The sequence below is a fragment of the Granulicella sp. S190 genome (assembly GCF_009766095.1).
In the GTDB taxonomy this organism is placed as follows: Bacteria; Acidobacteriota; Terriglobia; order Terriglobales; family Acidobacteriaceae; genus Edaphobacter.
In genome coordinates this window covers 350909-375307 of record NZ_LMUD01000023.1, presented here as the reverse complement: position 1 = coordinate 375307, position 24399 = coordinate 350909, and the positions used below count along the sequence as shown (strand labels likewise).

General features: G+C 55.4%; 22 protein-coding genes. 13 read left to right on the top strand and 9 right to left on the bottom strand.

All coding sequences use genetic code 11. The features are described from left to right. The first annotated feature begins 12 nt into the window (after positions 1-12). The 3 genes from GSQ94_RS15015 (at position 13) to GSQ94_RS15005 (ending at position 3586) form a co-directional block, all read left to right on the top strand. A complete protein-coding gene (locus tag GSQ94_RS15015) occupies positions 13-1167 on the top strand; it encodes a histidine kinase (RefSeq protein WP_158944662.1) in 1155 nt (384 codons plus the stop codon). Then, the gene (locus GSQ94_RS15010) at positions 1164-1883 is read left to right on the top strand and encodes a response regulator transcription factor (RefSeq protein WP_158944661.1); all 720 of its coding nucleotides are present in this window, start codon (positions 1164-1166) and stop codon (positions 1881-1883) included. Before GSQ94_RS15015 ends, GSQ94_RS15010 begins: the two co-directional genes overlap by 4 nt. Before the next feature lie 65 nt (positions 1884-1948). Next, a complete protein-coding gene (locus GSQ94_RS15005) occupies positions 1949-3586 on the top strand; it encodes a glycoside hydrolase family 28 protein (protein WP_158944660.1) in 1638 nt (545 codons plus the stop codon). Positions 3587-3650: 64 nt separating this feature from the next. Here GSQ94_RS15005 and GSQ94_RS15000 read toward each other — a convergent pair whose 3' ends face one another. Further along, positions 3651-4589 (bottom strand): diacylglycerol kinase family protein, encoded by a 939-nt coding sequence (locus tag GSQ94_RS15000; RefSeq protein ID WP_158944659.1) that lies wholly within the window; start codon positions 4587-4589, stop codon positions 3651-3653. A 152-nt stretch (positions 4590-4741) separates the two neighbouring features. Between GSQ94_RS15000 and GSQ94_RS14995 the strand changes: the two genes are divergently transcribed. Then, positions 4742-5422 (top strand): DUF4339 domain-containing protein, encoded by a 681-nt coding sequence (locus GSQ94_RS14995; RefSeq protein ID WP_158944658.1) that lies wholly within the window; start codon positions 4742-4744, stop codon positions 5420-5422. After that, positions 5419-5829 carry a DUF2752 domain-containing protein gene (locus GSQ94_RS14990; RefSeq protein WP_158944657.1) on the top strand — a complete coding sequence of 137 codons (411 nt, stop codon included), beginning with the start codon at positions 5419-5421 and terminating at the stop codon, positions 5827-5829. The genes GSQ94_RS14995 and GSQ94_RS14990 overlap by 4 nt, the downstream gene beginning before the upstream one ends. Before the next feature lie 64 nt (positions 5830-5893). Here the strand turns inward: GSQ94_RS14990 and GSQ94_RS14985 are convergent, their stop codons facing one another. Further along, positions 5894-6424 (bottom strand): polymer-forming cytoskeletal protein, encoded by a 531-nt coding sequence (locus GSQ94_RS14985; protein WP_158944656.1) that lies wholly within the window; start codon positions 6422-6424, stop codon positions 5894-5896. Positions 6425-6750: 326 nt separating this feature from the next. On the opposite strand from GSQ94_RS14985, the gene GSQ94_RS14980 reads away from it, so the two are divergent. From GSQ94_RS14980 to GSQ94_RS14970, 3 genes are all read left to right on the top strand, one after another. Beyond that, on the top strand, positions 6751-7485 hold the full coding sequence (locus GSQ94_RS14980) for a hypothetical protein (protein ID WP_254063889.1): 735 nt from the start codon (positions 6751-6753) through the stop codon (positions 7483-7485). Positions 7486-7532: 47 nt separating this feature from the next. Further along, entirely contained in the window at positions 7533-7742 is a 210-nt protein-coding gene (locus GSQ94_RS14975) for a hypothetical protein (RefSeq protein ID WP_158944655.1), read from the top strand. A gap of 185 nt (positions 7743-7927) precedes the next feature. Beyond that, positions 7928-9625, top strand: coding sequence for a SulP family inorganic anion transporter (locus tag GSQ94_RS14970; protein ID WP_158944654.1), 1698 nt, complete (start codon positions 7928-7930; stop codon positions 9623-9625). Here the strand turns inward: GSQ94_RS14970 and GSQ94_RS14965 are convergent. Next, positions 9615-10067, bottom strand: a complete 453-nt coding sequence (locus tag GSQ94_RS14965) for a CBS domain-containing protein (protein WP_158944653.1) — start codon at positions 10065-10067, stop codon at positions 9615-9617. The genes GSQ94_RS14970 and GSQ94_RS14965 overlap by 11 nt on opposite strands. A gap of 92 nt (positions 10068-10159) precedes the next feature. Here GSQ94_RS14965 and GSQ94_RS14960 point away from each other — a divergent pair, with 92 nt between their 5' ends. After that, entirely contained in the window at positions 10160-10849 is a 690-nt protein-coding gene (locus GSQ94_RS14960; RefSeq protein ID WP_158944652.1) for an FmdE family protein, read from the top strand. 31 nt (positions 10850-10880) lie between these two features. On the opposite strand, the gene GSQ94_RS14955 is transcribed toward GSQ94_RS14960, so the two are convergent. Then, positions 10881-11147 (bottom strand): hypothetical protein, encoded by a 267-nt coding sequence (locus GSQ94_RS14955; RefSeq protein ID WP_158944651.1) that lies wholly within the window; start codon positions 11145-11147, stop codon positions 10881-10883. A gap of 126 nt (positions 11148-11273) precedes the next feature. Here GSQ94_RS14955 and GSQ94_RS14950 point away from each other — a divergent pair, with 126 nt between their 5' ends. The 3 genes from GSQ94_RS14950 (at position 11274) to GSQ94_RS14940 (ending at position 16492) form a co-directional block, all read left to right on the top strand. Next, complete coding sequence (locus tag GSQ94_RS14950) at positions 11274-12149, top strand: carotenoid biosynthesis protein (RefSeq protein ID WP_158944650.1); 876 nt, start codon at positions 11274-11276, stop codon at positions 12147-12149. 375 nt (positions 12150-12524) lie between these two features. Beyond that, on the top strand, positions 12525-13685 hold the full coding sequence (locus tag GSQ94_RS14945; protein WP_158944649.1) for a YeiH family protein: 1161 nt from the start codon (positions 12525-12527) through the stop codon (positions 13683-13685). Between the two features lie 290 nt (positions 13686-13975). Next, positions 13976-16492 carry a capsule assembly Wzi family protein gene (locus GSQ94_RS14940; protein WP_158944648.1) on the top strand — a complete coding sequence of 839 codons (2517 nt, stop codon included), beginning with the start codon at positions 13976-13978 and terminating at the stop codon, positions 16490-16492. Positions 16493-16579: 87 nt separating this feature from the next. Here the strand turns inward: GSQ94_RS14940 and GSQ94_RS14935 are convergent, their stop codons facing one another. Further along, the gene (locus GSQ94_RS14935) at positions 16580-17389 is read right to left on the bottom strand and encodes a 2OG-Fe(II) oxygenase (protein WP_158944647.1); all 810 of its coding nucleotides are present in this window, start codon (positions 17387-17389) and stop codon (positions 16580-16582) included. Between the two features lie 246 nt (positions 17390-17635). Between GSQ94_RS14935 and GSQ94_RS14930 the strand changes: the two genes are divergently transcribed. Next, positions 17636-18523, top strand: a complete 888-nt coding sequence (locus GSQ94_RS14930; RefSeq protein WP_158944646.1) for a hypothetical protein — start codon at positions 17636-17638, stop codon at positions 18521-18523. Between the two features lie 21 nt (positions 18524-18544). On the opposite strand, the gene GSQ94_RS14925 is transcribed toward GSQ94_RS14930, so the two are convergent. The 4 genes from GSQ94_RS14925 to gatC all read right to left on the bottom strand — a co-directional run bounded on the left by GSQ94_RS14925 (position 18545) and on the right by gatC (position 24268). Then, the gene (locus GSQ94_RS14925; RefSeq protein WP_158944645.1) at positions 18545-19459 is read right to left on the bottom strand and encodes a glycosyltransferase family 2 protein; all 915 of its coding nucleotides are present in this window, start codon (positions 19457-19459) and stop codon (positions 18545-18547) included. 10 nt (positions 19460-19469) lie between these two features. Further along, complete coding sequence (locus GSQ94_RS14920) at positions 19470-21908, bottom strand: SLBB domain-containing protein (RefSeq protein ID WP_158944644.1); 2439 nt, start codon at positions 21906-21908, stop codon at positions 19470-19472. Positions 21909-22472: 564 nt separating this feature from the next. After that, positions 22473-23930, bottom strand: a complete 1458-nt coding sequence (gene gatA / locus GSQ94_RS14915; protein WP_158944805.1) for an Asp-tRNA(Asn)/Glu-tRNA(Gln) amidotransferase subunit GatA — start codon at positions 23928-23930, stop codon at positions 22473-22475. Positions 23931-23941: 11 nt separating this feature from the next. Next, positions 23942-24268 (bottom strand): Asp-tRNA(Asn)/Glu-tRNA(Gln) amidotransferase subunit GatC, encoded by a 327-nt coding sequence (gatC, locus tag GSQ94_RS14910; RefSeq protein ID WP_158944643.1) that lies wholly within the window; start codon positions 24266-24268, stop codon positions 23942-23944. Positions 24269-24399: the final 131 nt, after the last annotated feature.

The window sequence follows — 24399 nt, the reverse complement described above, 5'->3', positions numbered from 1 at the left end:
TATCTTATCCTTATGGGCACTCGCGACACCTCGAATCCTTCGCTCAAGAGCCCGGAAGAATGGCTGGAGAAGGTTGCGCCCGAGAAGACACAGGGAACCTTCAAGCTTTTTTTAGGCTACGCGCCTGGTGTAGGCAAAACCTACAACATGCTGAGCGAGGCGATCCGTCGTCATCAACGTGGCGAGGACATCGTGGTTGGGGTGGTCGAGACGCATGGCCGGCCGCGCACGGCTGAGCTGGCTGAACAACTTGAGGTGGTTCCGCGTAGAAGGATTGAGTACAAGGGCGTCGTCTTTGAGGAGATGGACCTTGATGGCATCCTGACTAGAAAGCCGCAGATTGTTCTGATTGACGAGCTGGCCCACAGCAATATCGAAGGCAGCAAACATCGCAAACGTTATGAGGATGTGCTGGAGGTGCTGGCTGCCAATATTGACGTGCTCGCCACGATGAACGTGCAGCATATTGAGAGCGTTGCTCCTACCGTGCAGAGTGTCACCGGGGTGGTCATCCGCGAGACCGTACCCGACTGGCTGGTGCAGCGCGCAGACGAGATCGTGATGGCCGATCTAACGCCAGAGGCGCTGCAGACCAGGATGCGGCGTGGAGATATCTATGGGATAGCGCGCGCGGAGAAGGCCCTGGCTAATTTTTTCCGTCGCGGCAACCTGATTGCGCTGCGCGAACTTGCGTTGCAGCACGTGACCAAAGCAGTTGATCGCACATTGACTGCTTACATGGACGCGAAACGCATTGAGGCTCATTGGGCGGTGCGAGAGCGAGTGGCTGTCTGCATCAGCTCTAACAGCTCGTCTCAGATGTTGATCGCCCGTGGAGCGCGTGTGGCGGAGGGTGTAGGCGGCGAGCTCTTCGTTGTCCATGTTGACACTGATGAAGATCTGCCTGACGAGGAAAAAAGCACGCTTGCGTCCAACATTCAGTTTGCGCAAAATCTTGATGCGCAGGTTTTTACGATCAAGGGCAAGAGTGTCGCACATGCAGCGGCCAGTTTCGTACGCGAGAAACGCATTACGCATATCGTCTTTGGACGCACGGCGGTCCACGGCTTTCGAAAGTATCTTTATTATTGGGCGATTCAACATTTTTTGAAGGAATCACCCAACGTAGACGTTCACATTGTTACGCAACACCCGGAGCGCGAATGAAGCAGAACCTGCAGGATCAACAGCATGTAAAGATTCTCATCGTTGATGACGAACCCCAGATCACACGTGTCCTTCGCACGGCTCTTTCTACGCAAGGCTACTCCCTGCGCGTGGCGGCGAACGGAGTGGAGGGAATGGAAGCGGTGCATGAGTGGAAGCCGGATCTCGTGATTACGGATGTTGCCATGCCAGAGATGAATGGGGTTGAGCTTTGCCGCGAGATTCGTGCCGTATCCGAGGTTCCGATCATAGTTCTGTCGGTCCGCAACCAAGAGGCCATGAAGATTGAGGCGTTGGATGCCGGCGCGGATGACTACGTCACCAAGCCATTCAGCATCCAGGAGCTGCAGGCTCGCGTCCGCGCCCAACTACGCCGCAGCTCTGCCAGCGAGGCAGAGGCACCGCAGATCCTTTCAGCTGGAGATTTCTATATCGACATCCCACAGCATCGGGTCGTGGTTCGCGGCCAGGACACGCATCTGACGCCGAAGCAGTTTGACCTTCTTGTGTGCCTCGCGCAACATCCTGGACAGGTGCTCACCCATCGGGCGCTGCTGCACGCGGTATGGGGGACCAATGCGGATCAGCCAGAGTATCTACGGGTCAATATCGGCCAGCTACGGAAGAAGATCGAACTGACGGATGAGCCTGCCTATATCGTCACGGAGCCATGGATAGGCTATCGTTTTCGTCCGACAGGCAATGACGAGTTTTAGAGTTGATAGCTTCCGGTTGAAGCCAGCTTTCCATGCCCGGGTCGGTCTGCTACGATCATCCCACAATGGACTCTTTTAACTCTGCTCGTCGCGATCTGCTTCGGCTTGGAGGCATGGGATTGGCGGCAACCGCGGTTACCACGCATCCTGCCGCTTACGCTGCAAATCACAACCCTGGCGGCACTCCAGCGATCTTCGATATACGCACTTATGGCGCGGTTGGAGACGGCAAGACCGTGGATACGCCAGCGGTCAATAGAGCGATTGAAGCGGCGGCGGCAGCGGGCGGTGGCACTGTTCTCTTTCCTGCGGGGAGCTGGCTCTGCTTTTCGATTCGGTTGAAGAGTCATGTGGCGCTTTATCTTGGCCAGGGTGCGACGATCCTCGCGGCAGACTCTCCCCTTCCCGGCGCTTCGACCGGATACAACGGAGGCACCTACGATGCCGCGGAGCCTAACACGGCCTGGGATGCGTATCAGGATTACGGCCACAATCACTGGCATAACTCGCTGATCTGGGGTGAGTCGCTCAACGATGTCAGTATTACCGGACCAGGACTTATTAACGGTAAGGGGCTCAGCTTCGGGGGCAGACGAGAGGCGCGGGGAAACTACCCGGTTTTCGTAGCCGAACAACCGGGCGTGGGTAATAAAGCGATCGCGCTGAAGAACTGCCGGAATGTCATCTTCCGAGACTTTTCCATTCTCAAAGGAGGGCACTTCGGACTGTTGCTTACCGGCGTCGATAACCTGACGATCGACAATCTCAAGATTGATACCGACCGCGATGGCATGGATCTCGACTGCTGCAGGAATGCGCGTGTCTCCAACTGCACAGTGAATTCGCCCTGGGATGACGGAATATGTCCGAAGAGCAGCTATGCCCTGGGCTACAGCAGGACGACCGAAGATGTAACGATTACGAACTGCTACGTCACGGGCAACTATGAGTTAGGAACTGTGCTTGACGGCACGTTCAAGAAGTTCGCCCCTGAGGCTCGCGTTCCGCGTACCGGCCGGATCAAGTGCGGAACGGAGTCCAATGGAGGGTTCAAGAACATCACTATCTCGAACTGCGTGTTTGACGGTTGCGAGGGACTCGCGCTCGAGAGCGAAGACGGTGCGCTGTGTGAAGACATCACGATCAGCAACATTACGATGCGGGATATCTTTACTGCACCTTTTTTTCTTCGCCTGGGTGCCCGGCTTCGCGGCCCTAAAGAGAGCACTCAGGTAGGCAAGATGCAGCGCATCCTGATCAACAACGTGGTCAGCTCGAATGCGAACTCGAGGCTGTGCTCTATTCTCAGTGGCGTTCCCGATCATGCCATTCAGGACATCAAGCTCTCGAACATCTACCAGGAGCACACGGGCGGAGCCTCCCAGGAGGCGCTCGTCATACGGCCGCCAGAGTTTGTAGAAAAGTATCCCGATCCTGGGATGTTCGGCCCCATGCCTGCGCAGGGATTTTATCTTCGACATCTTCGCAATCTGGAGATGAGCCATGTCGAGATAAGGCCCATGCAGCCTGATCCGCGCCCCAGCTTTTTTCTGGATAACGTGAGCCGTGCAGATTTTATTGCCGTTACAGCTCCCGCTACAAATCCGGCATTTTACTTCGATAAGGTTACCGATCTTCGTATTCTGCTGAGCCGAGCCGCTAAGGATATACAGATAGACAGCGCAGATAACAGAAGTTTGTAGCTTCGGGTGATGTGTTCGCGCAGAGTGAGAAAGCAGGCTTTGTTGCGTGACTGACAGGTTTTCCTTACAGCTTACTTGCCGGCATGAGCAGCGAAACTGCCTGTGGCGATAGACGAACCGATATGGGGAGTCGTCCGATCCACTCGCCATCGAGTTCTGCATGGATACGATGATTCGGCTCCAAGGGACTACAGCGAAACTCGGAGACCCGCACCGTTTCCAGCCAGGGATTGCGTTCGTTCAAAGCGGCACGACTAAGGGCGAACCATGCGGGTAGAGCGATCGCCGCAGGTGGCTTTACAAAGACCAGGAGAAGTTCGCTCTCGCTTGTGTGTGTCCCGCTTACCAGACGGTTGAAGACGCCGCCGAGGTTTGAGACACGCGAGCACATCACGCCGACGGTGCGTTGCTCCACCCATTCGCTCGATCCGCTCCTTCGATACTCCACGCGGAAGGCTGGAAAGCGCTGGGTCAGAAACAGTCTCAGCGAATGCGCATAGTAGATGCTTCGACCGAGCTTCGAACTTTTACCCGCTAGCAGCCTATAAACGAGCGCGCCATCAGGGCCAGCCCCCGCCATGACGATGAAACGCTTTGTGACTTCAAGGTCACCGGCCACATATCGTGCCTCTCCAACAGAGATTGGATGAGGCTGAAAACTTAGTTGCTGTTGGAGTGCGGTGACTGGGTCGAGTGACAGCTTCAGGTTGCGCGCCAAGGTGTTTGCGGTACCGAGCGGCACGATGCCCAAGGCAGTCTCTGTGCCGACGAGGCTTTGCATGACCTCGTGTATCGTACCGTCTCCCCCGCAGGCAAAGACCGCGTCAGACCCATCGGCGACGGCCTGGGCTGCAATCGATTGAGCCTCCCCCGGTGCCGTCGTCAACACCGCGCTCGCCTGCACGCCGCTCTGCTCCAGGCTCTGCACCAGGGCGCAGACCATCGTCGGCAGATCCCTCCGTCTGCCAGCCGACGAGTTGACGACCAAAGTAGCTCGTTGCACACTGTAAGACTCTCATACAGAATCCAACTTAGGAGCAGAAGTGGCAGAGCTGGGAGTTCGCCACCGAATCTGATTGTGTAGAACCGCCAGTCCGTGATTTGATCGAGGCTGTAGATTCGCTGCAGTCCCTCGTTCACCTTTAGGAGCTTTGCATGACCTACCAGGTTTTACGTAACGGGCAGATGTATGGACCGTATACGCTTGAAGATCTTCAACGCTATGTGGCCTCAGGAAACGTTCTGCGAACCGATATGGCGAAGAGCGACGAGATGTCGGAGTGGCTTCCCGTCAGCCAGATTCTTGGCGAGACTCCTGCTGCTGCAACTCCGGTCTACGCTGCTGCGCCGCTCGCGTATCCACAGACCTCGGGAACGGCGTACCCTGACCCACCCAATCTGCAGTGGGGTCTCGAGCTGCTTCTGGGCTTCCTGACCTGTTCGCTTTTTGTGATGGTCTGGAACCTGGTGATCGCCTCCTGGGCTAACCGCGTGCAGCCAGCCAGCAAGGCACTGATGTTTTACATCATTGCGACCGTGTTGATCGTGCTCAACTTCGGAGGATCATGGGGAGCGATCTTCGCGATGAGTCACCACCAACATCATCACCAGAGCATCCTGAGCAGTCTAATTGGAATTGCGTCGTGGGTTGTCCGCCTGATCGCCCGCTTTACGCTGCGCGACACGCTTGAAAGGCACTTCAACAGCGCGGAACCCCTGGGACTTCGACTGAGTCCGGTCATGACGTTTTTCTTCGGCGGAATCTACTTTCAGTACAAGCTCAACGAGATGAATCAGATGAAACAAACTCTGCGCTATCAGAACATTCCTCGATGATTCGGGTGAGTCGCAACGGCGTTGCCAGTATCTTACGCGGGGCAGCGCCGTTGGCTCACTTTGCTATCGCCGCCGCCATCCTGCTGCGATTTCCGCCAGAGCAGAGCGCCTTCTATCCGCGCTGTCCCATCTATAGTTCGCTTCATCTGCTGTGTCCAGGATGTGGCGCCACACGTGCGCTTGCGGCATTGCTACACGGACAAATAATCGAAGCCATGCACCACAACGCACTCCTCACAATCCTGTTCCCGATTGCGATGGTCTATGGTTTATGCGTCTATCAAAGCTTTTTGAGGCGCAGCCAATTGTGCTGGCCCAGAGTGCCGCCCGCAGCGATCTACTCTGCGTTGGTTCTAGCCACTCTCTTTACTGTATTTCGCAATCTTCCCTTCGCTACGTCGCGATAAAACAGAACGGTCCCGCGAGTTGCCGGGACCGTTTTGCTCATGAAGGAACGGAGTTGAAGAGGAGCTATGCTTCGACAGCAACCGGCTCGGTCGATGCGTGGGTAGCGGTGCCACCCTTCAGATCGGTTCCGCCTGGCTTGCGAATGTCGATGCCGCCCTTAAAGAAGGCACCATCTTCAATCGAGATACGCGCCGCGATCACATCGCCGGTGAGTGAGCCTTCGCTGCGGATATCGACACGATCGCTCGCCTGGCAGTTGCCGCGAACCTTACCCAGCACGACGATCTCACGCGCCACAATGTTCGCTGCGACCTGACCGTTGCGGCCCACGGTGACACGGTTGCCGGGAAGATTGATTGCACCTTCGACTTTACCGTCAATATACAGAGACTCAGATCCTGTCAGCTCACCCTTGACGATAAGGGACTTGCCAATGGTGGCCTGCTCGCCGCTTGGCACAGCCGCCGCTGCATTGCCGGCGCCGACGGTCGCGGGCCGGGTGGGGCTCGCCTCGAAGTTCGTCGCTGGAGTCGACGGACGCACCGGTTCAGGAGTCGAGGGAGTGTTGCTTCCAGTCTGATTCGGTTTCCACATTTTCGTTTGTATCCTTTCGTACTGCTTCAAATGATCCGCCGCGGTCTGTCGCACGCGCTACCACGACGGCAGCACGCATACTTTCCACGATACTACTCTGCGAAGGCCCACGGATTGCCCTGTATTCACAATCTATTCCACAGCATTTGTACCTTTTCCGTTACCTCTTACAATCTTTCCGTATCCTCCGAAGTTTCTTCTGGATTTTCTCCCTTTTATTCCACCCATTGAGGTGTTATGAGCCTGATGCGCCGTATCGCATGGAAAACGCTGTGCGTCAGATAGCATGGCTAGAATTGAAAATCCTTTCTGGAGAGCCCTATCCCTTGAGCTTGACTCCCCGTACGGCCCGTCCCAAGCTATCCCTCATTCGTCTTCTGCCTAGCGTCTTTTTCCTTACTTTCGCTCCAATTCATCTCACGCGCGCTCTTCTGGCGGCTGCCCCGAAGGTTCATACGGTTACGCTCGGCCCCTACCGCAAAGTGCCCTATACGCAGCCTGACGCCACTCCCGAGACCAAAGTAGATGAGACCAGCAGCCTGAAGGTGCGTCCGCTTTTTGTGGACGACCGCCAGAAGGAGTGGACGACCGGCGAGATCCACGACGTCACCGACCGCACGTTTACTGTCCGGCGGGCGCTTCGGCTTAACGACGCGCTGCCCAGTGATGCTGCGCCGCATTGGATCTGGCAGCCTGGCCCGTGGCTTTCGGTGGATCGCGTCACGGGGCACGTTACAGCGTTGCACTTGCCCGACTTCGACTCGACAGTCTCGGATGTGGTTTGGTACCGCGATTATGCAGCGTACTGCGGCATCGCCACCACGGCCAAAGGCGGCCTCTTTGCGGTAGTCGCTCAACTCGGGGCGCGCCGTGCCGTGGTTCAGAAACAGATCGGGAAGTGGCCGGAGACCGACCACTTCATCCCCGTCTGCCAGCCTGCCCAGTGGCAGCGGCTGCCCATGCGGGTCACCCTTAAGCCAACGGGCGGTGAAGCCGCCACCTACGACGTAGTCGGCAGTGTTTCCCTGCTGGAGGAGGGCGATAACCCAGAGGAACAGTAGGAACGAGAGCTCGATGCGCTCATACTAGGGAGGATAGGAGTTCTGCAATGCGTTATCTCGACAAGGCCGCCCTGGGACAGTTTGAAGATTGGTACGGGGACAACGCAGCTGTCCAATGCACCTCATGCGGTAAGGTCTTCCTCGTCTCGGCTGTGCTGCATCGCAAGGGCCGAAGCTGTCCGGCCTGCGGCAGATGCACTGCGAAGGTCACTAAGCAGATGGTCGCCCTTACTGAGCCGACAGACAGCACGTCTTAGCCTTCGCGATACCTCTTACAGAGGTAACGCAGCTTTGATCGTCACTTAGTGCCAATTCTTCAGCCTCCGTCTTTGTAAGGAGGTATAGGTTCTGCGATCTGTAATTGGTTTAGGATCAATCTCTAAGTTTTAGATCATCGAGTGTGGAGCGGAGCTATGCCGCCCTCCGCACAGGAGTTTTCCATTTGCTGACTCTATTCCAGGGCATTCGGCCGTTGAAGCGAGTCGGTGCGATACGAGACGCAATCGCCGGCGTTGCCTTTGCTGCGATGAATATCCCGCAGGCCCTGGGGTACACCCGCATCGCAGGAATGCCCGTCGTTACCGGCCTCTACTCGCTGCTCCTGCCGTTGATTGCCTTCGCAGTGTTTGGCTCCTCGCGGTTTCTGGTCGTCGCTGCTGACTCGGCAACTGCTGCCATTCTTCACAGTGGCCTCTCCGGCATGGCTCCGTCGGCGAGTACACGGTACGTGGCTCTGGCTGGCCTGGTAGCGCTGCTCACGGCTGCCTTTCTGCTGGTCGGGCGACTGCTTAAGCTGGGCTTTGTCGCAGACTTTCTCTCTCAGACAGTGCTTGTTGGCTTTCTGACTGGCGTTGGATTTCAAGTTGGAATCGCGGTTCTGGGACAGATGCTCGGCGTTCAGGTCACCTCGCGGAGAGCCATTCTTCAATTAGTCGAGGTGTGCCGCAGTCTTGCAAGAGTGCATCTGCCGACGTTAGCAGTGACGGCTGCAGTGCTTGCGTTCGTCTTTGCCTTGCGTAGCCTTCTACCGAAGGCGCCCGGTCCCATGCTGGCCGTCATCCTGTCCACTGCTGCTAGCGCGATTTGGAACTTTGCGGGGCACGGAGTTGCCATCATTGGCCCTGTGGCCGGCGGTTTGCCGCACCTGGTGATGCCGGACGTTCGCTGGAGTGATATTCCACCGCTTCTCTCCGTCGCGGGATCGTGCGCGGTGATGATTCTCACCCAGAGTGCGGCAACCTCCCGCGTGTATGCTGCTCGTCACCATCAGCGGCTGGACGAGAATCAGGATCTGATCGGCCTCTCTGCCGCTAATGCGGCGGCAGCTTTCAGCGGAAGCTTCGTCGTAAATGGCAGCCCTACGCAGACGGCAATGGTCGAAAGCGTGGGAAGCAACAGCCAGGTGGCGCAGGTCACTACCGCGATGGTGGTAGCGCTGGTGCTGCTCTTTTTGACCAAGCCCCTGCAGTATCTTCCGCAGTGTGTTCTCGGCACGCTGGTCTTCCTGGTCGCGATCCGACTGATCAAGCTCCGTAGCCTGAGGGATATTCTTCGCGAGAGTCCCGCCGAGTTTGCTCTTGCCGTTACGACAACCCTCGTCGTGATTACCGCAGGTGTTGAGCAGGGTATCGTTCTAGCAATGGTCTTGTCTCTGCTGCGAATCGTGCACCACAGCTACCACCCCCGCACCGGCGTCATGATCCCAGACGAGAGCACGATATGGAAGCTGATTCCGCCCACTCCGGGTGCGGTCACAGAGCCGGGGCTGGTGCTGTACCGCTTTGGAGCTGCTCTGTTCTATGCGAATGCCAGCCGATTCTCCGATGAGATTCTCGGTCTGATTGGCCCATCGCCTACAGCCGTGCGCTGGCTCATCGTAGACGCGGAGGCAATTACTAACCTGGACTACAGCGCGGCTCGAGTGGTTGAGGAGTTGAAAAAGAATCTAGCCGACGCAGGCGTTGAGCTCGGATTTGCGCGGCTTCCCTGGAACACAAAGTCCGACTTCGACCGTCACCACGTGACGGAGGCGATAGGAGACTCCTGGATCTTCCGGAGACTTCATGATGCGACGGACGCCTTTGAGAAGCTGGAATCGGCCTCTCCGATCGTGCTGACGAAGGCATCGCCTACATCGTAGCCGCACCCGAGATGTAAGCCTCGAGGTGACGAATCGTCCTCTCCTGCTCGCTGATTACTGAGTTCACCAGGTCTCCGATGGACACCACGCCAACGACCGCAGTACCCTCCATCACCGGCAGATGGCGGATGCGATTCTTCGTAATGATGCGCATGCACTCGCCTACAGTGTGCTTTGGAGAGACCGAGATCACCGGGCTGCTCATGATCTCGGCAACCTGAGTCTCCTTCGAGGAGCGCCCCTGCAAGATGACCTTACGAGCATAGTCTCGTTCGGAGATGATGCCGAGGAGCGATTGCTGCTCCATGACTAACAGAGCGCCGACCTGTTGCTCCGCCATCATCTCGACTGCCTGATAGACAGAGGCGTCAGGGGCGATGGCCGCAACCGGTCCGGACTTCTGCTTGAGAACCATACCGATCGTCGTCGCAAAATCGCTCATAAAGCACCTCGGGCCTCGAATACTACCCCCGCCGCACAACCTCACGCAATACGGAAAAAACGCATCAACACGGCCAGCAGTATCATGAAGGAATGCAGTCTTTCGACGCTCTTCTTCGCGAAGCTGAGTTAGCCCATGGCCACCTTTGTGCCGGGCAGATCCTCGGGGTTCGCATGGCTATGCTGGGCTGCGAACGGTTGGGCGTTGACGACCCACGTGGCGAGGACCGTAAGCGCCTGGTCACCTTCATTGAGATCGACCGTTGCGCCACCGACGCGGTCGGCGTAGTGACCGGCTGCCGCCTGGGAAAACGCGCCATCAAGTTTCGCGACTGGGGCAAGATGGCAGCGACCTTCGTCGACCTTACTTCGCCCCTGGCACCGCAGGGCGATACTCCTGTTTTCAAAGCTCTGCGGATTGCCGCGCTCGAATCTTCCAAACAACGTGCTCGTGAACTCTTCCCGCACATTGAGAACAAGAACGAGCAGCAAATGCTCGCCTATCGCGAGTTGCTCAATGAAGATCTCTTTCATGAAGAGTGGGTTGCAGTGCCGATCCACCCACGTGAGATGCCCGGCTACAAGTCATCGCGCATCACCTGCGGAGCCTGTGGCGAAGGCATCAACTACGACCGCGAGTACGTTCGTGACGATAAGATTCTATGCCAGGGTTGCGCCTTCCCTGAGTCTCGGTACTATCGGCCTCTCAGCGAATTGAAAGCTACCACTCACGGCGAGGCCGGCGCGGAAACCTCTCCGCAACCGGCCTTCGAACATCGTTAGACATGCTATGAACTAGAGCGTGATGCTATCACTACCAGCGTCCGCGGTGATCGTAGTGATAGCGCTGAAACTCATGCGCTCTCACCCACTCTGCGTGACGACGCTCCTGCTCGAATCGCAAACGAGCATAGTAGTCCGGGCCGTAGTACCCGTAACCATACTGCGGATAGCCAACCCGCACACCTACGGCAAACTGCTGAGCCTGTGCCTTCGCCGGTGCAGCCAGCACAAACGCACCCGCCAGTAAGCCAACCGTTACACCCTTTGCAACCATCGCCTTTACGTTTGTGATCTTCATAACTACCTCCTACCTACATCTCACTGAACCCTGGTTCACAGGGGCGGTTGCGCACAACTTTTCCGCCCCACCGTGTTGCTCTAAAGACTTGTGGAGCAACTTAGTTGCTGCGTCTAGAATCTCGCCATGGGGCTAACCAAAAGGGAAGACGCAGTTACCAGGCATCTACTGGCCGGGCTGCTCTTTATTTACGCACTGGGACGGATTCTTCAGCTATACGCAGGTCAGGTTCCGACTCTGATCATTGTTGTCCTGCACGTGGTCCCACCGGCAATCTTTGCCCTTCTGCACGGCAGCCTACTTTACAAACCGCGCGGCATGCTCCTATTTTTCGCACTCTGTCTCGGCACCAGTACGTTCTTTGAGAGCTTGAGCCTGCGTACAGGTTTTCCTTTTGGGCACTACTACTTCACCGACGTGATGGGTCCGAAGCTCTTTCAGCTTCCAGTACTGCTTGCGCTTGCCTACGTAGGCATGTGCTACCTGTCGTGGGTAATCGCCCTGTTGCTTACCGGTCGCCCAAACGAGACCATACGTGGCAAGCGAGTCCTCCTGCTCCCTCTGATTGCCAGCTGCATAATGGTCGCCTGGGATCTCTCGATGGATCCGGTGTGGGCGAACATAGACCACGCCTGGGTGTGGAGAGACGGCGGAGCCTACTTCGGAGTGCCGATCAGTAATTTTCTGGGATGGCTCTTGACGACCTACACCTTCTATCAACTCTTCGCGTTCTATATGAAAGAGCGAAAGCCCGTACCTGTCGCCTCCAGCAACTGGATACTTCCCATCTGTTTTTATGGACTGTCGGCTGCTGGGAATGTCCTGCTGCTCATTCCATCTACGGCAGGCGCGGTCGTTACCGATCATTCGGGCAGACGCTGGATGGTCTCTCACATCCTATTTGCCTGCGTCTTCGTCTCGGTCTTCGTTATGGGAGGATTTACTTTGTTTGCCTCGGCCAGACTCTCGCGCCTTCCGCCCCCTTTGTCCGCAGATGATTGACACACCGTCGGTCACAATTCCAAACTTTGCCTGCCATTCAGAGATCCTGTACACTAAACGGCAACATGACGGTCTTCCGCCAACTCGCGATCCTGCACCTCATGCCGAGCCGTTGTTGTTGTAGCTAGTTCCCTCCTGCGCCTAACGCCTCTTTTTGAAATCCAGTGTTATAGCTACTCCCCACAGAGTATGCCTCGCGTTTCCTTCAAGGAGATCTCTCCATGTCTACCCCTCGCACCCGCCTCTCTCTTTCTACCGACACCTCGGCCATCGTGTTGTCTCTTGCTCTCGCCCTTATCGTCCGCTTCGGGCTGCTCAAAACTGTCGTCTGGTAAGGATCGATATCGCCCACACGATTCTGCACAAAGGAGAACTATGGCAGCCTCAGTCGATCTTCCCGATCTTCGCACCGAATATCCTCCGCACGCGCCTGGCCGCGTCCCAGCGGAGCGCTCCTCCCTTCTGGGACTACTGCCGGGCATCGCCCTTCTTGCTATCGTTGGCTACGCAGGCAAGTTCGTCGAGCACTTCATCAACACCTACGGCAAGGCTCACCACTATGTTTTGCCTAACATCGAATATGTCCTCTGGGCTATTGTCTTCGGCATACTCATCGCGAATACCGTTGGGCTACCCCGCATCTTTCGCGCGGGCGTAGCCACCTACGAGTTCTGGCTTAAGGCCGGGATCATCCTACTCGGCGCGCGCTTCATTCTCGGAGATATCCTGAAGCTGGGCGGCATCTCGCTCGCCCTGGTCTTTGTGGCCTTCGCCTTCTCGCTGACCTTTATGACATGGCTTGGCCGCATCTTCAAACTGGGTCCGCAACTCACCACCCTGCTGGCCGTGGGCTCCAGCGTCTGCGGAGTCTCCGCCATCATCGCCACCCAGGGCGCAATCGACGCCGACGAAGAAGACTCCTCTACCGCCATCGCTGCGATCCTTGCACTCGGAGCGATCTCTTTGTTCACCTTCCCGCTCATAGGTCACGCTCTACACATGAGCGACCGGGCTTACGGGCTTTGGGCCGGTCTGGCTGTCGACAATACCGCGGAGGCCACCGCCGCCGGAGCTCTCTACTCCGATGCGGCCGGCAAGTTCGCTGTACTGGCCAAGACCTGCCGCAACGCTCTTATCGGCTTCGTCGTACTGGCCTATGCGATCCAGTGGGCGCGCAAAGGGCTCGCCAGTCGCGCCGCATCAGCGCAACTGGAGAACAAAGCTGCGTTCCTCTGGAAGAAGTTTCCCAAGTTCGTCCTTGGCTTCCTCTTCATCTCGCTGCTGGCTACCCTTGGATCGTCGGCTAACCCGCAGGTGGCGGTGCTGGGGTTTTCGAAGCCGCAGCTCACAGCACTAGGGAACCTGAGCCGCTGGGCCTTCCTGCTCACCTTTGCCGGGGTTGGCCTGCGCACCAACTTGAAGGATCTCTTCAAACAAGGCGCGCGGCCTTTCGTCGTCGGAGCGGTCGGCGAGATCGCCATCGCTGCCATCACGCTGCTGCTTGTCCTGGGCGCAGATCACTTTTTCCATCTGTAGAACGTGCGTTGCTGGGGCTCGGTTGGCTTGGCTGGTCCGGTGGTTTTCACCTCTGTGCTTTCGGTAAGAGCCACCCGTTGCCCATTATGGAAAGTTGTCATGATATTGTCACCGTCCATCAGGCCACGTCCAGCTATGGTAGCCTCCTGCAAGGGGTTGCTTTAACTGAGTAGGTCAGCCCTGAAACATTGCCGATGCCCGTGACTGACCCAAAATCCAGCCGATTTCTCTGCTTCACAGCACTCCTTTTGCTTTCAATCGGGCCATCCTGCTTCGCGCAAAATGTCCGTTTGCCGACAACTGCAGGCCAGTCCTCGGCGGACGCCTCTTCTTCGCTTCCAGAGGCTCCTGAACCGCAGGTTGCCGTCGGATCTCTGCCAAAGACCGAGATGAAGAAGAGCGCCGATGAAGAGATAACCTTGTCAGGGCTTCCGCGTCGTCTACTGATCGACCAGAAGGTCATCTGGACCAGCCCGTTGTACCTACAGCCAAGTGATGCGATCTGGCTGGCTCCGCTGGGGGCGACAACCGGCTTGCTGATAGGTAGCGATGAGCACACCATGACCTCGTTGATCCACATCAACGCGCATGACCAGAGCAAATTCAATACCTTATCGGACGCGGGAGTTGCAGGGCTGGGTGCGCTGCCGGCAAGCATGTACCTGTGGAGCTTGTTCAACTATGCCCCGCAGGCCCACGAAACTAGCCTGTTGACGGGAGAGGCTGTGGCCGACAGCCTGGCCGTGACGGGTGTAGCCAAGCTCGTCACCCGCCGCGATCGTCCAGCCATCGACAACTCCAAGGGCGACTTCTTCGACTCGAACCCGACCGAGTCGTCATTCCCTTCGACCCACGCTACCGCCGCCTGGGCTATGGCTTCTGTAATCGGAGACGAATACCCCGGTTGGATCACCCGGACCGCGGTCTATGGCCTGGCCACCGGGGTTAGCGTCAGCCGTGTGCTCGCGGAGCAGCACTTTCCCTCGGATGTACTGATTGGGAGCGCCACCGGTTGGCTGATCGGACACTACATCTATCGTGCTCATCACAACTTCAGCCTGAACCCGTTCGACTCCCAACCCATGCCGGGAGATTTGGGGGCTCCTCGCAAAGTAAAGCAGACGAACGGACCCACTCAACCAACGCTCGTCGCGCATCATCCGCCACGACTCTTCAGCGAAGATGACGATCCTGACTCCATCGGGTCAACGAATGTGCCCATGGATAGCTGGGTCTACCCTGCGCTCGAAAGACTAGCCGCGATGGGCTTCATCCCCGGCCAGAGCGTCTCGATCCGCCCATGGACCAGGCAGGAGTGCCTGCGCCAGCTGAAAGTGGCAGAAGATCTGGCCGATATGGAGGACGCGAGCAGTCCAAAACTATTGGCGGAGGCTCGCCGGCTCATGCGCGATCTCCAGGCTGAGTTCGAAACAGGACCGAACTACTATGAATCGTTGAGCCTTGAATCCGCTTACACACGATATGGGACGATTGCCGGCCCCGCGCTGGCGGACAGCTTCCACTTTGGCCAGACCTGGTGGAACGACTTCGGTCGTCCACTTGGCCGAGGCGGCAGCGAGATCACGGGGTACTCAGTACGGGCCAACTACGGAAGACTCTTCTTCTACGATCGCCAGGAACTACAACATGGACCCGGGAATCCGGCAGAATCACAAGCCACAAATCAGCTGATCAACGCGCTGGACCAGATTTCACCGGATTCAGATCCGCAGATATTACCGACACCTGAACGAGCAGCCTATAATCGTCAGCGCCCTATCGAACTGTACGGCGGCGTGGCCTTTGAGGGGAATGCGCTCTCTTTCGGCAAGCAGGAACTGTACTGGGGACCGACCACCATTGGGCCACTTGCCTTCTCCAGCAATGCAGAGCCTACCTACAACCTGCGCTTTGTATCGACTCGCCCCCACCCGATCCCACTGCTACCTTCTCTCGGCACCTACCGCTTTGACGTGGTGCTGGGAAAGCTCTCCGGGCATAGCTACCCGGCTCGTCCCTGGTTCAACGGGCAGAAGCTCGACTTCAACTTCGGCGACAACCTTGAGATCAGCTTCACCCGCTGGTCCATTTTCTGGGGTGTTGGACACCCCATTACGCTTCACAGCTTCAAAGCCAACGTCTTCAGCTTCAACTCAACTGGCGATATCACGACGGGAAATGGCGGAAGTGGCGGCTACGGAGATCGACAAGATCCCGGCGATCGAAAGAGCAACTTCGACTTTAGTTATCGGCTTCCGTTTCTTAGCCGTGTCGTCACGCTCTATGCGGATGCATACTCTGACGACGATCCGAGCCCGATCGACGCTCCACGCCGCGCAGCATGGAGCCCGGGGATTTACTTTGCAAGACTCCCATTCCTTCCCCACATGGATCTGCGCGTGGAAGCAGTGAGTTCAGAGGGGCTTTTCAAGGACTTCGGAGGTACTCACTTCTTCATCAATAACCAATACTTGGACGGGAATACCAACAAAGGTTTCCTGCTCGGCAATGCTGTAGGACGTGATGGCCGTGCGATCGAAGCTCGCTCGGGCTATTGGTTCTCAGCGCGAACCAGAGTAGAGGCGGGCTACCGCCAGAACAAGGGTGGAACAGGATTCTTACCGGGTGGCGGTACCATCACAGACGGCTTCGTTAACGGTTCGTATGCGTTCAACCACAACTGGCGAGCGCAAATCTTCACCCAATACGAGCGATTCCTGATCCCCTCGTACATGGCCGGCTCGCAGCACAATACTAGTGGCTGGCTACAAGTTACTTGGACACCAGAGATTCATCTGCACCGTTAATTCCGCGTCGCTAAAACGCAAGTCTTCGATGTATGGGATATAGCTTGTCTGATAAACAAAGGGTGCCTGTTGACCTGTTTTGGCCTTCTAGTCCTTCTTGTAGACGTGCTTGTTCTCGACAATACCTTTCTTGAAGACCGTTCGAACCGCTTGGCGCAGAGCGATATCGCCCTGCAGAACGAGATCGCGAACTGGCTGTTCCGGGCGCCCGCGAAAAGAGGTGACGTGAAAGTACTCGTGATCCTCAAGCGGCTTCGCAGAAAAATAATAGTTAGATACGCAGCAACGTGAACGGTCGACGACAACTTGACTAACAGAGTGCCACGATTTTTCGTGAGTTGCCATGAGTGCAAGACGGTTGAACTTCGCCGTAATAACACGTTGTGGTTCTTTAGGTCCGTTATCCCAAAGTTCTAAATTCCCACCGAATTCGTCGTGCCAGTCCGGAGTTACATAGTAAAGAAGATTTAGTACTCGATACATTTGCCGATTTTTGTCGTGCGAATTGTCCAGATGCGGATTTAGAAAGTTACCTTTTGCCATCAGGCTTATTCCACCTGCGTAAAGATGTTCGTCTGGAACCATATCGAGAATGTTGGTTATCTCTTCCACAACCTTCAAAACTCTCGGATCCTGAAACGCAAAAACAATTTCCTCGAGAACTTCTGAATATTTATTCATCTGCGCAGCAACATATTTATTTTCGCGCAAGCTTTTCTTGAGCATCATCGTTTCCTTCTCAGGAAAAGCTTTGTAAATACGGAGTACTTCTTCTTCTGGCAGTAGGTTGTCTATTGCACAACTTTGAACGGTATTCTTCCGGAATTCGTCCTGAAGGCGTACAAATTCGCTGCGAAGTCTCTCTTCAATGATTGCTGCATACTGACCGCGATCCATGTACTTGCTCCTGATCTGACATGTTTGTACTGCAAGCTACGGCGTACTCGATAAGACAGAGAGTGAATATCGTCACATGTCTTCTAATGGCAGTGAGTCTCGGCGCTCACTGAAGCCTATCGCATGCACACCATTAACTCAATTTGATCGTTAGAGCCCAATACTACGTATTCTCCACGATTGCCCGATCGTTCGAGGTAGTAAATACCCAACCACTTCTGTATATTGAGTTGAGTCGGAGGACCGTTGGCACTATTACTTCGCAGACTCAAACGCACACATATTTGGAAACGTCTATTAGTTGAACGGTTTTCAGAGCCACTGCACCTAAATTTGCTTTCACTGGTCGTCGCTGTTTTCGGATCGCTTCGAACTAAAATCCTCTTTGATCTCTGTATACGCCAGCAACATGCTTTTGGCCTTCTAACCGCAGCAGACGATGCCTTGGCCGGAGGATACAAAAGCGTAACAGTGATCGAATTCGGCGTAGCGAATGGAGTCGGCCTTCTCAACATTTGCGCTCTAGCGCAGAAGATTTCGAAATTGACAGGAATCTCCTTCAACATTGTGGGTTTTGACAATGTCAACGGCATGCCACCCTTACGAGATTACCGCGATCATCCAGAACTGTACCAGCCTGGATGGTTCCCTATGGAAGAGCCTGCCCAGCTTCGAGCTAAACTTCCAGCAAATGCAAGGCTTATCTTAGGCGACATAACAGATACAATTCCCGATTATCTGTCGACTCTATCGGGTGATTCACCTATAGGTTTCGTATCTGTCGACGTCGATTATTATTGGAGTACCGTCAACGCCCTAAAGTCATTAGTTGCAGTTCCGGAACTATACTTGCCGCGAGTGACTATGTACTTCGATGATATTGCCCGCGCGGAACATAACCCATGGTGCGGTGAATTAGCAGCGATCGGCGATTTCAACGCCGCCAATGGCTCTCGAAAGATCGCTCCTTATAACTTTCTGAGAGTAAATCGCCTGTTCAAGAACGCCATGTGGATCGACCAAATGTATACGCTACACGTGCTGGATCACCCAGCCCGGTTCAGAGCTCTAAGAGATCATGGACGTGTGATTATTGACAATCCATACATGGGACTAAAAGGAAGAGAAGGCTGACTTCCACGACGCCGCCATAAATCACCTCCAGAACTGACGATTCATACTTAGCCTGCGCTTCCATCTGACGCTCAATCGGCTCTCCATTCTGCCGAGTCGATAGCCCACTAGTTTTGCCACCGTATGGACTAAAGTTGAAGGGATAAGCCACCAATGTGTGGGCCAGAGTGCGTGCAACTCGGACCGGACAAAGCGTCCCCCTTCGCCTCCGGCCCCTCCGAACTCATGCAGGATCCAACTTTCACGATGGTGCAGCACTCCGATATCGAAGTACCGGCGAAACTCCTGCATCCACGTGTAACTGTGAGAGTGATACACCTTCGCTTCGGCCACGTAGGCGATCTTCCACCCTGCCAGCAATAGTTTTGCGGCAGTGATGGTGTCTTCGCCAAAGATAACTTCTCCCGGAAATCCACCAACAGCCATAAGAGCGTCACGGCGATAAGCTGCGAATGAGTTGGAGATAAAGATAGCTTTGAAACCAAGCTGCTCCCGGCTAGCTAACGTGCGCACACTGGACTGTGCAGGGTAGTTAAAGACACGAGCATGCGCTTCGCTTGGAGTTCCCTCACGACGCGGAAGCTGACGACCAAAGGCAGCCGCGACGGCAGGATCTACAAAGGCTTGAAGTAGCAGACTGATAGCGTCGGATTGAGCCAGTCCAACATCCTGCGTCAGGAACACAAGAATCTCTGCGTCAGGCAATAACTCTACTGCCAGTTGCCTCGTGCCGCCGTGATTGAACTCAGATCTCGGGATTGCATGTACCCGAAAACCAGCTGCCGCCGCCAGATTCGCTGTTTGGTCGGTCGAAGAGGAATCGAGAATCAGCACTCGATCCGCAGCTATCGATCCGACAAGCAGGGACGTCAGGCGAGGCCAATCGTTGGCGGCATTCAGGGTAGGAACAACAACGAAAAAATTTACCGCCGACATAATTTGTTTTCTAGAATACGACGCTAGCTGCGGCTATAGCGAGTCCGAACTGACCGACGATCTGAGCGATGTCAACGATGATCCGTATAGTATTTCCCTTTGTCAGATTCAGAGGAACGAAGACGGTGTCACCCGGATACAAATGGAGCGAATCGAAGCTGTTTCCACGCAGAGAGGAGCTGTACTGTTTGCTGATTACGGAGCCGCTGGCGCGGATCACATACGCCCTGCTCTTATCTGCATCCCTGTTCGATCCACCCGCCAGCCTTATGTAGCCGCCCAGACGGCGTGAAGGCTCGTAGACGAAAGAGTTTTGATTGTAGACCGCACCATCTACGCTCACTGTCGAAGGAACTCGCGGCACGATAAAGCGATCGCCATCCTCAAGTGGGAGATCAGGGATCTGTGCAAGATCGTGACTGTCGGGCTTCAAATCAAGAACAACGCGGCCGGTGGCCCTGACCTGTCGCAGGCTGCTGATAATAGCCTGATTCTGTGCCTGAGCCGCAGTTGCAGCAGCAGTATCGGAAGCGCTGATCGCTCGACCGGCGTTGTTGGTGGCGTTGGTGCTTACCTGAAGCGCAATCTCATCGACATATTGATTAAGGCGCTGTTGTTGCACACGCCGTGTCGATTCACGGGTAAACTCTGAGCCATAGAGATACGATTCTGAGGTAAATCCACCGGCGCGTTCCACTAATTGTCTCAAGGTCTCGCCTGGAAGCACGCTGTAGATACCGGACGAAACGAATTCGCCCTCGAGCCGGACGAATCTAGTCTGCTGCGCCTGGGGTACGCTAATATCAGCCTTCGAAAAAATCGTTACCACGTCGCCGGGGAGCAGTTCGAGATCCTGCGAGGTATCTCCCTCCAACACGACCTTTCCAAGATTGAATGGAAGCAGAGACGTCGTCAGATTTATTTTACTCTGACGCTCGATCACAGCGTAGCTCCAGTCGATGTCTGGCTCACCCAATTTGACGTTATTCTTCGGTCGGAACTCGCCTGACGACGCGTTCGCCACAGTGGACCCCAAGCTCGCACTGGCTGCACTTATGCGATTGGATGGCGGAGGGTTCTGCTGTGAACCATTTTGCAATGACCCAGGCAGACTGGAGTTGCCACCGGAATTTTGATTTTGATTATTGGCAGAGTTAGCACCATTTGTTCCATTGGCTGCGTTCGCCGCTGAGGAAGGAGTGTATCGATCATTCGCTCCACTCAGCGCAGTCTGTGATTCAGCGATTTTGACGCAGTCAAGACCGCCATCTGTAGACGTATCTGCGTCGCTATCCGTCTGTCCATCAGGCATTCGATAACTGCTTCCCTCTTCACTTCCGAAGGCAAGACCAATCAAGTTCGGATTTCTGGTGGAGGAGTATCGCCAGTTGGGGTTGGACCCCTCTTCTCCCACAGCAATTCCATAACGCAGATTCGGGATGCCGTAAGGAGTCAAAGGGAGACATGTAGGAATGTAGGTCAACGTGGGCTGGCCAAGCTGGCTTCGCTTCAACCAGTAATCTCGAGTAATGAGTGCCTCTTTATCCGGCAGCAGATCATGGACTCGCATCCCCGGCTTCCAGGTATAACGACCCGAACTGGCCACATTCCCACGAAGCGTGACTGCATCCTTGTATTGGCTGACTACTGCGTTCAACTCCAGCAGATCGCCATCCTGCATCACAGTCGATCTTCCCTGCGCATCAAGGGTTATCTCGGTCATGCTCCGCATACGACGTTCGTCAACCCGCTCTAATCGAACCCTTCGTGTGGAAGCAACGTTCGTCACACCTGCTGCCAGTTCCAGAACGTCCCCTACGGTCGTACCACCAGCAGACTTGAGCTCATAGATCGCCGGCGAATTGACGCTGCCAGCCACAGCCACCTGCGGACCTACGGGAGGAATGTAGATAACATCGCCGGGTAATAGCTGTTCATCCTTCGATTTGTCACCCTGCTTCAACAGGTCATACAAATCGAAATCAACGACAACCTGTCCTTTACGCTTCAATTGAATATGCCGAAGGCTCCCCTGCGGAGTTGGACCCCCCGTTGCAAACAGCGCGTTGGTCAAGGTGCTCAGGGAGCTGATCGTATAGCTGCCAGGTCTACGCGCCTGCCCGACGACAAAAACCTGAATCGACCTCAATTGGCCTAGATTAACGTTGAGGTCGAAGTTCCGGAAGACCCGCCCGACCTGACTCTTTAGAAAGTCATGCATCTGATCGAATTTCACTCCGGCTACATGGACTGAACCCACCTGCGGGACGAAGATACTTCCTGATCGATCTACAAGAAAGCGACTGTTCAGGGTCACTTGCCCCCAAATCTGGATGAGCAGCTCGTCTCCTGGCCCGACCACATAATCGGGAGTCACCGGGACAAAGTTCAGTGGGGCAAAGGTGGACGGCAGATTGCGGAAGAGATTTGTTCCATAAATCGGCAGCATCTTGCCAATCGAATTGGCAACCAAGAGTTGAAACTCTGTCGGCGAGTCCAAGGGAAGAGGAAGACGAGAATCTTGACTCTGGTTTTGCTGTTGGTTCCGAGTGTTGCTTTGATTGTTGAGAGTATCTTGTTGCCCGGGCCCGATGATCTGAGGAGTTAGAGTCTGTTGTTGTTGATTGCTCGAAGGATTGCGAACTTGCACATTGCTCTGATCCGGTGATGATTGGCACGTTGGATCATTTGGATCGCAGGATTGCTGTTGTCCAGATTGTCCGCTAAGAGCCTGGCCGAATTGGTCGAACTGAGCCGATGACGTAAGTGTCCCGAACGCTGTGATCAAAAGTAAATATCCAAACCTACACACTCGGGAAGACCTGCCAAACTGCATCTGCTCTAATCCTCGCAACCTTCTTAGCCTTAGCTTTTAACCTCCATCATACAATCAGCGACGAGTAAGAACTCGTCAAAATGAGCGCTCAGGCGCTAATAAGACTGGTGCCCCAAGTGAAGGATTCGAGTAACCACAGATGGAATGCCTGCCTTTACCTGCACCCAGTGACTAGCCTTAAGGGTAAGAACTTTCTTTCGCCTTCTGCATAGTCTCAATAGCCTGAGCTACCCGTAAAATTGTTGATTCATCGAAGTGCTTACCCATCACCTGCACTCCAATGGGCAATCCATCCTTCGTCTGACCGCAGGGAACTGACACCCCACAGATGCCCGCAAGGCTGGCTGCGACAGAGTAGATATCCTCGAGATACATCTTCACTGGATCGTCAGTCTTCTCTCCGAGCTTGAACGCCGGGGTAGGAGTTACTGGAGCCACCAGCACATCCACATCGGCAAATGCTGTCAGAAAATCCCTAGTCAGCAAAGTCCGAACCTGCTGTGCTTTGCGGTAGTAGGCGTCATAGTAACCCGCGCTAAGCGCGTAGGTGCCCAGAAGGATCCGCCGCTTTACCTCGGCCCCAAAGCCTGCATCCCGGGTCTTTCGAAACATCGCGGAGAGCGTATTCGCCTCTTCGGCTCTAAACCCGAACCTAACCCCATCGAACCGGGATAGGTTCGACGATGCCTCAGCCGTCGCAATGACGTAATAGGTAGGGATTGCATAGTTAGTGTGCGGCAAACTAACCGGCTTCGCCACACATCCCACCATCTTTAGACCAGCAATTGCACCATCAATTGCGCCCCGAATTTCAGGGTCAAGCCCCTCGCCGAAGTACTCTTCCGGCACGCCAACCCGCAAGCCATCAACAGGTCTCCTCAATTCCTCCACATAGTTCTCCGTTGGCCGGGAGGACGAAGTCGCGTCCATAACATCTTTCCCTGCAATCACCTGGAGTACCGTCGCAGCGTCCTTGACTGACTTTGTTAATGGTCCAACGCGATCTAGCGAGGACGCAAAAGCAATCAATCCGTACCGGCTAACTCTTCCGTACGTGGGCAGAACTCCAACCACGCCGCAAAAAGCCGCAGGCTGACGAATCGACCCACCGGTATCGGTTCCGAGCGTCGCAACGGCGAAATCAGCCGCCACGGCCGCAGCCGAGCCACCGCTTGACCCACCCGGAACTCGGTCGAGCGCCCTTGGATTTCGCACCGGCCCATAGGCTGAGTTTTCATTCGACGAACCCATCGCGAATTCATCGCAGTTCAGCTTTCCCAGCAAAACTGCCCCGGCCGCTTCCAACTTAGTAATTACCGTAGCGTCATAGGGAGGCCGATACCCTTTCAGAATGAGTGATCCGGCCGTGGCCGGAGCGCCCTGCATCACCAGAACGTCCTTAATGCCCACTGGCACCCCGGCCATCATCGGCAGCGCGTCTCCTCTGGCGGCCATTTCATCGATCTTTTGGGCCTGTGTCATCGCCCGCTCTCGACTTAGCGCCAGATAGCTATTGATCTTGCCATCTTGCGTAGCAATCCGATCATAATGCCGTTCCGCAAGCTCGGTAGCCGTAGTCTCACCCGAAACTATCGCCTCTCTTGCTCCCTCAATGGTCAGATTTTCCAAGTCCACAGCTTTTGCACTCACCTTTCGATCACCTTCGGAACCTTAAAGAAGCGCCCATCAGTCTCAGGGGCTGAAGACATCACCTCTGCGCGATCAATCGATGGCCGTATTGCATCCAGGCGAAGCTGCTCCCCCCAACTCAGCGTAGCGTCACCCAAGATTCCACCAACTTGTGCCATCGCAGGGACTCCATCTGTATCCAGTTCATTCAGTTGATCAATATGGCGGAGGATTGCGTTCAGGTCATGCTGCATCCTTGGCTCCTCCTCGACCGTTAGCTCAAGATGGGCTAACTCTGCCACCCGCCGCACATCGTCCAGGGTTACTCCATCCTGTGCGTTCATCGCTCATTCCTCTTCTTTTCAAAGTGTATCTCGCTTACTCCCACTCCTGAAATCCGAGACAACTCTCCGACGAGTTGTCGCCGCATACTGGTCAACTGCCGCAGCCATACGCCATCTTCTACCTCTATTCG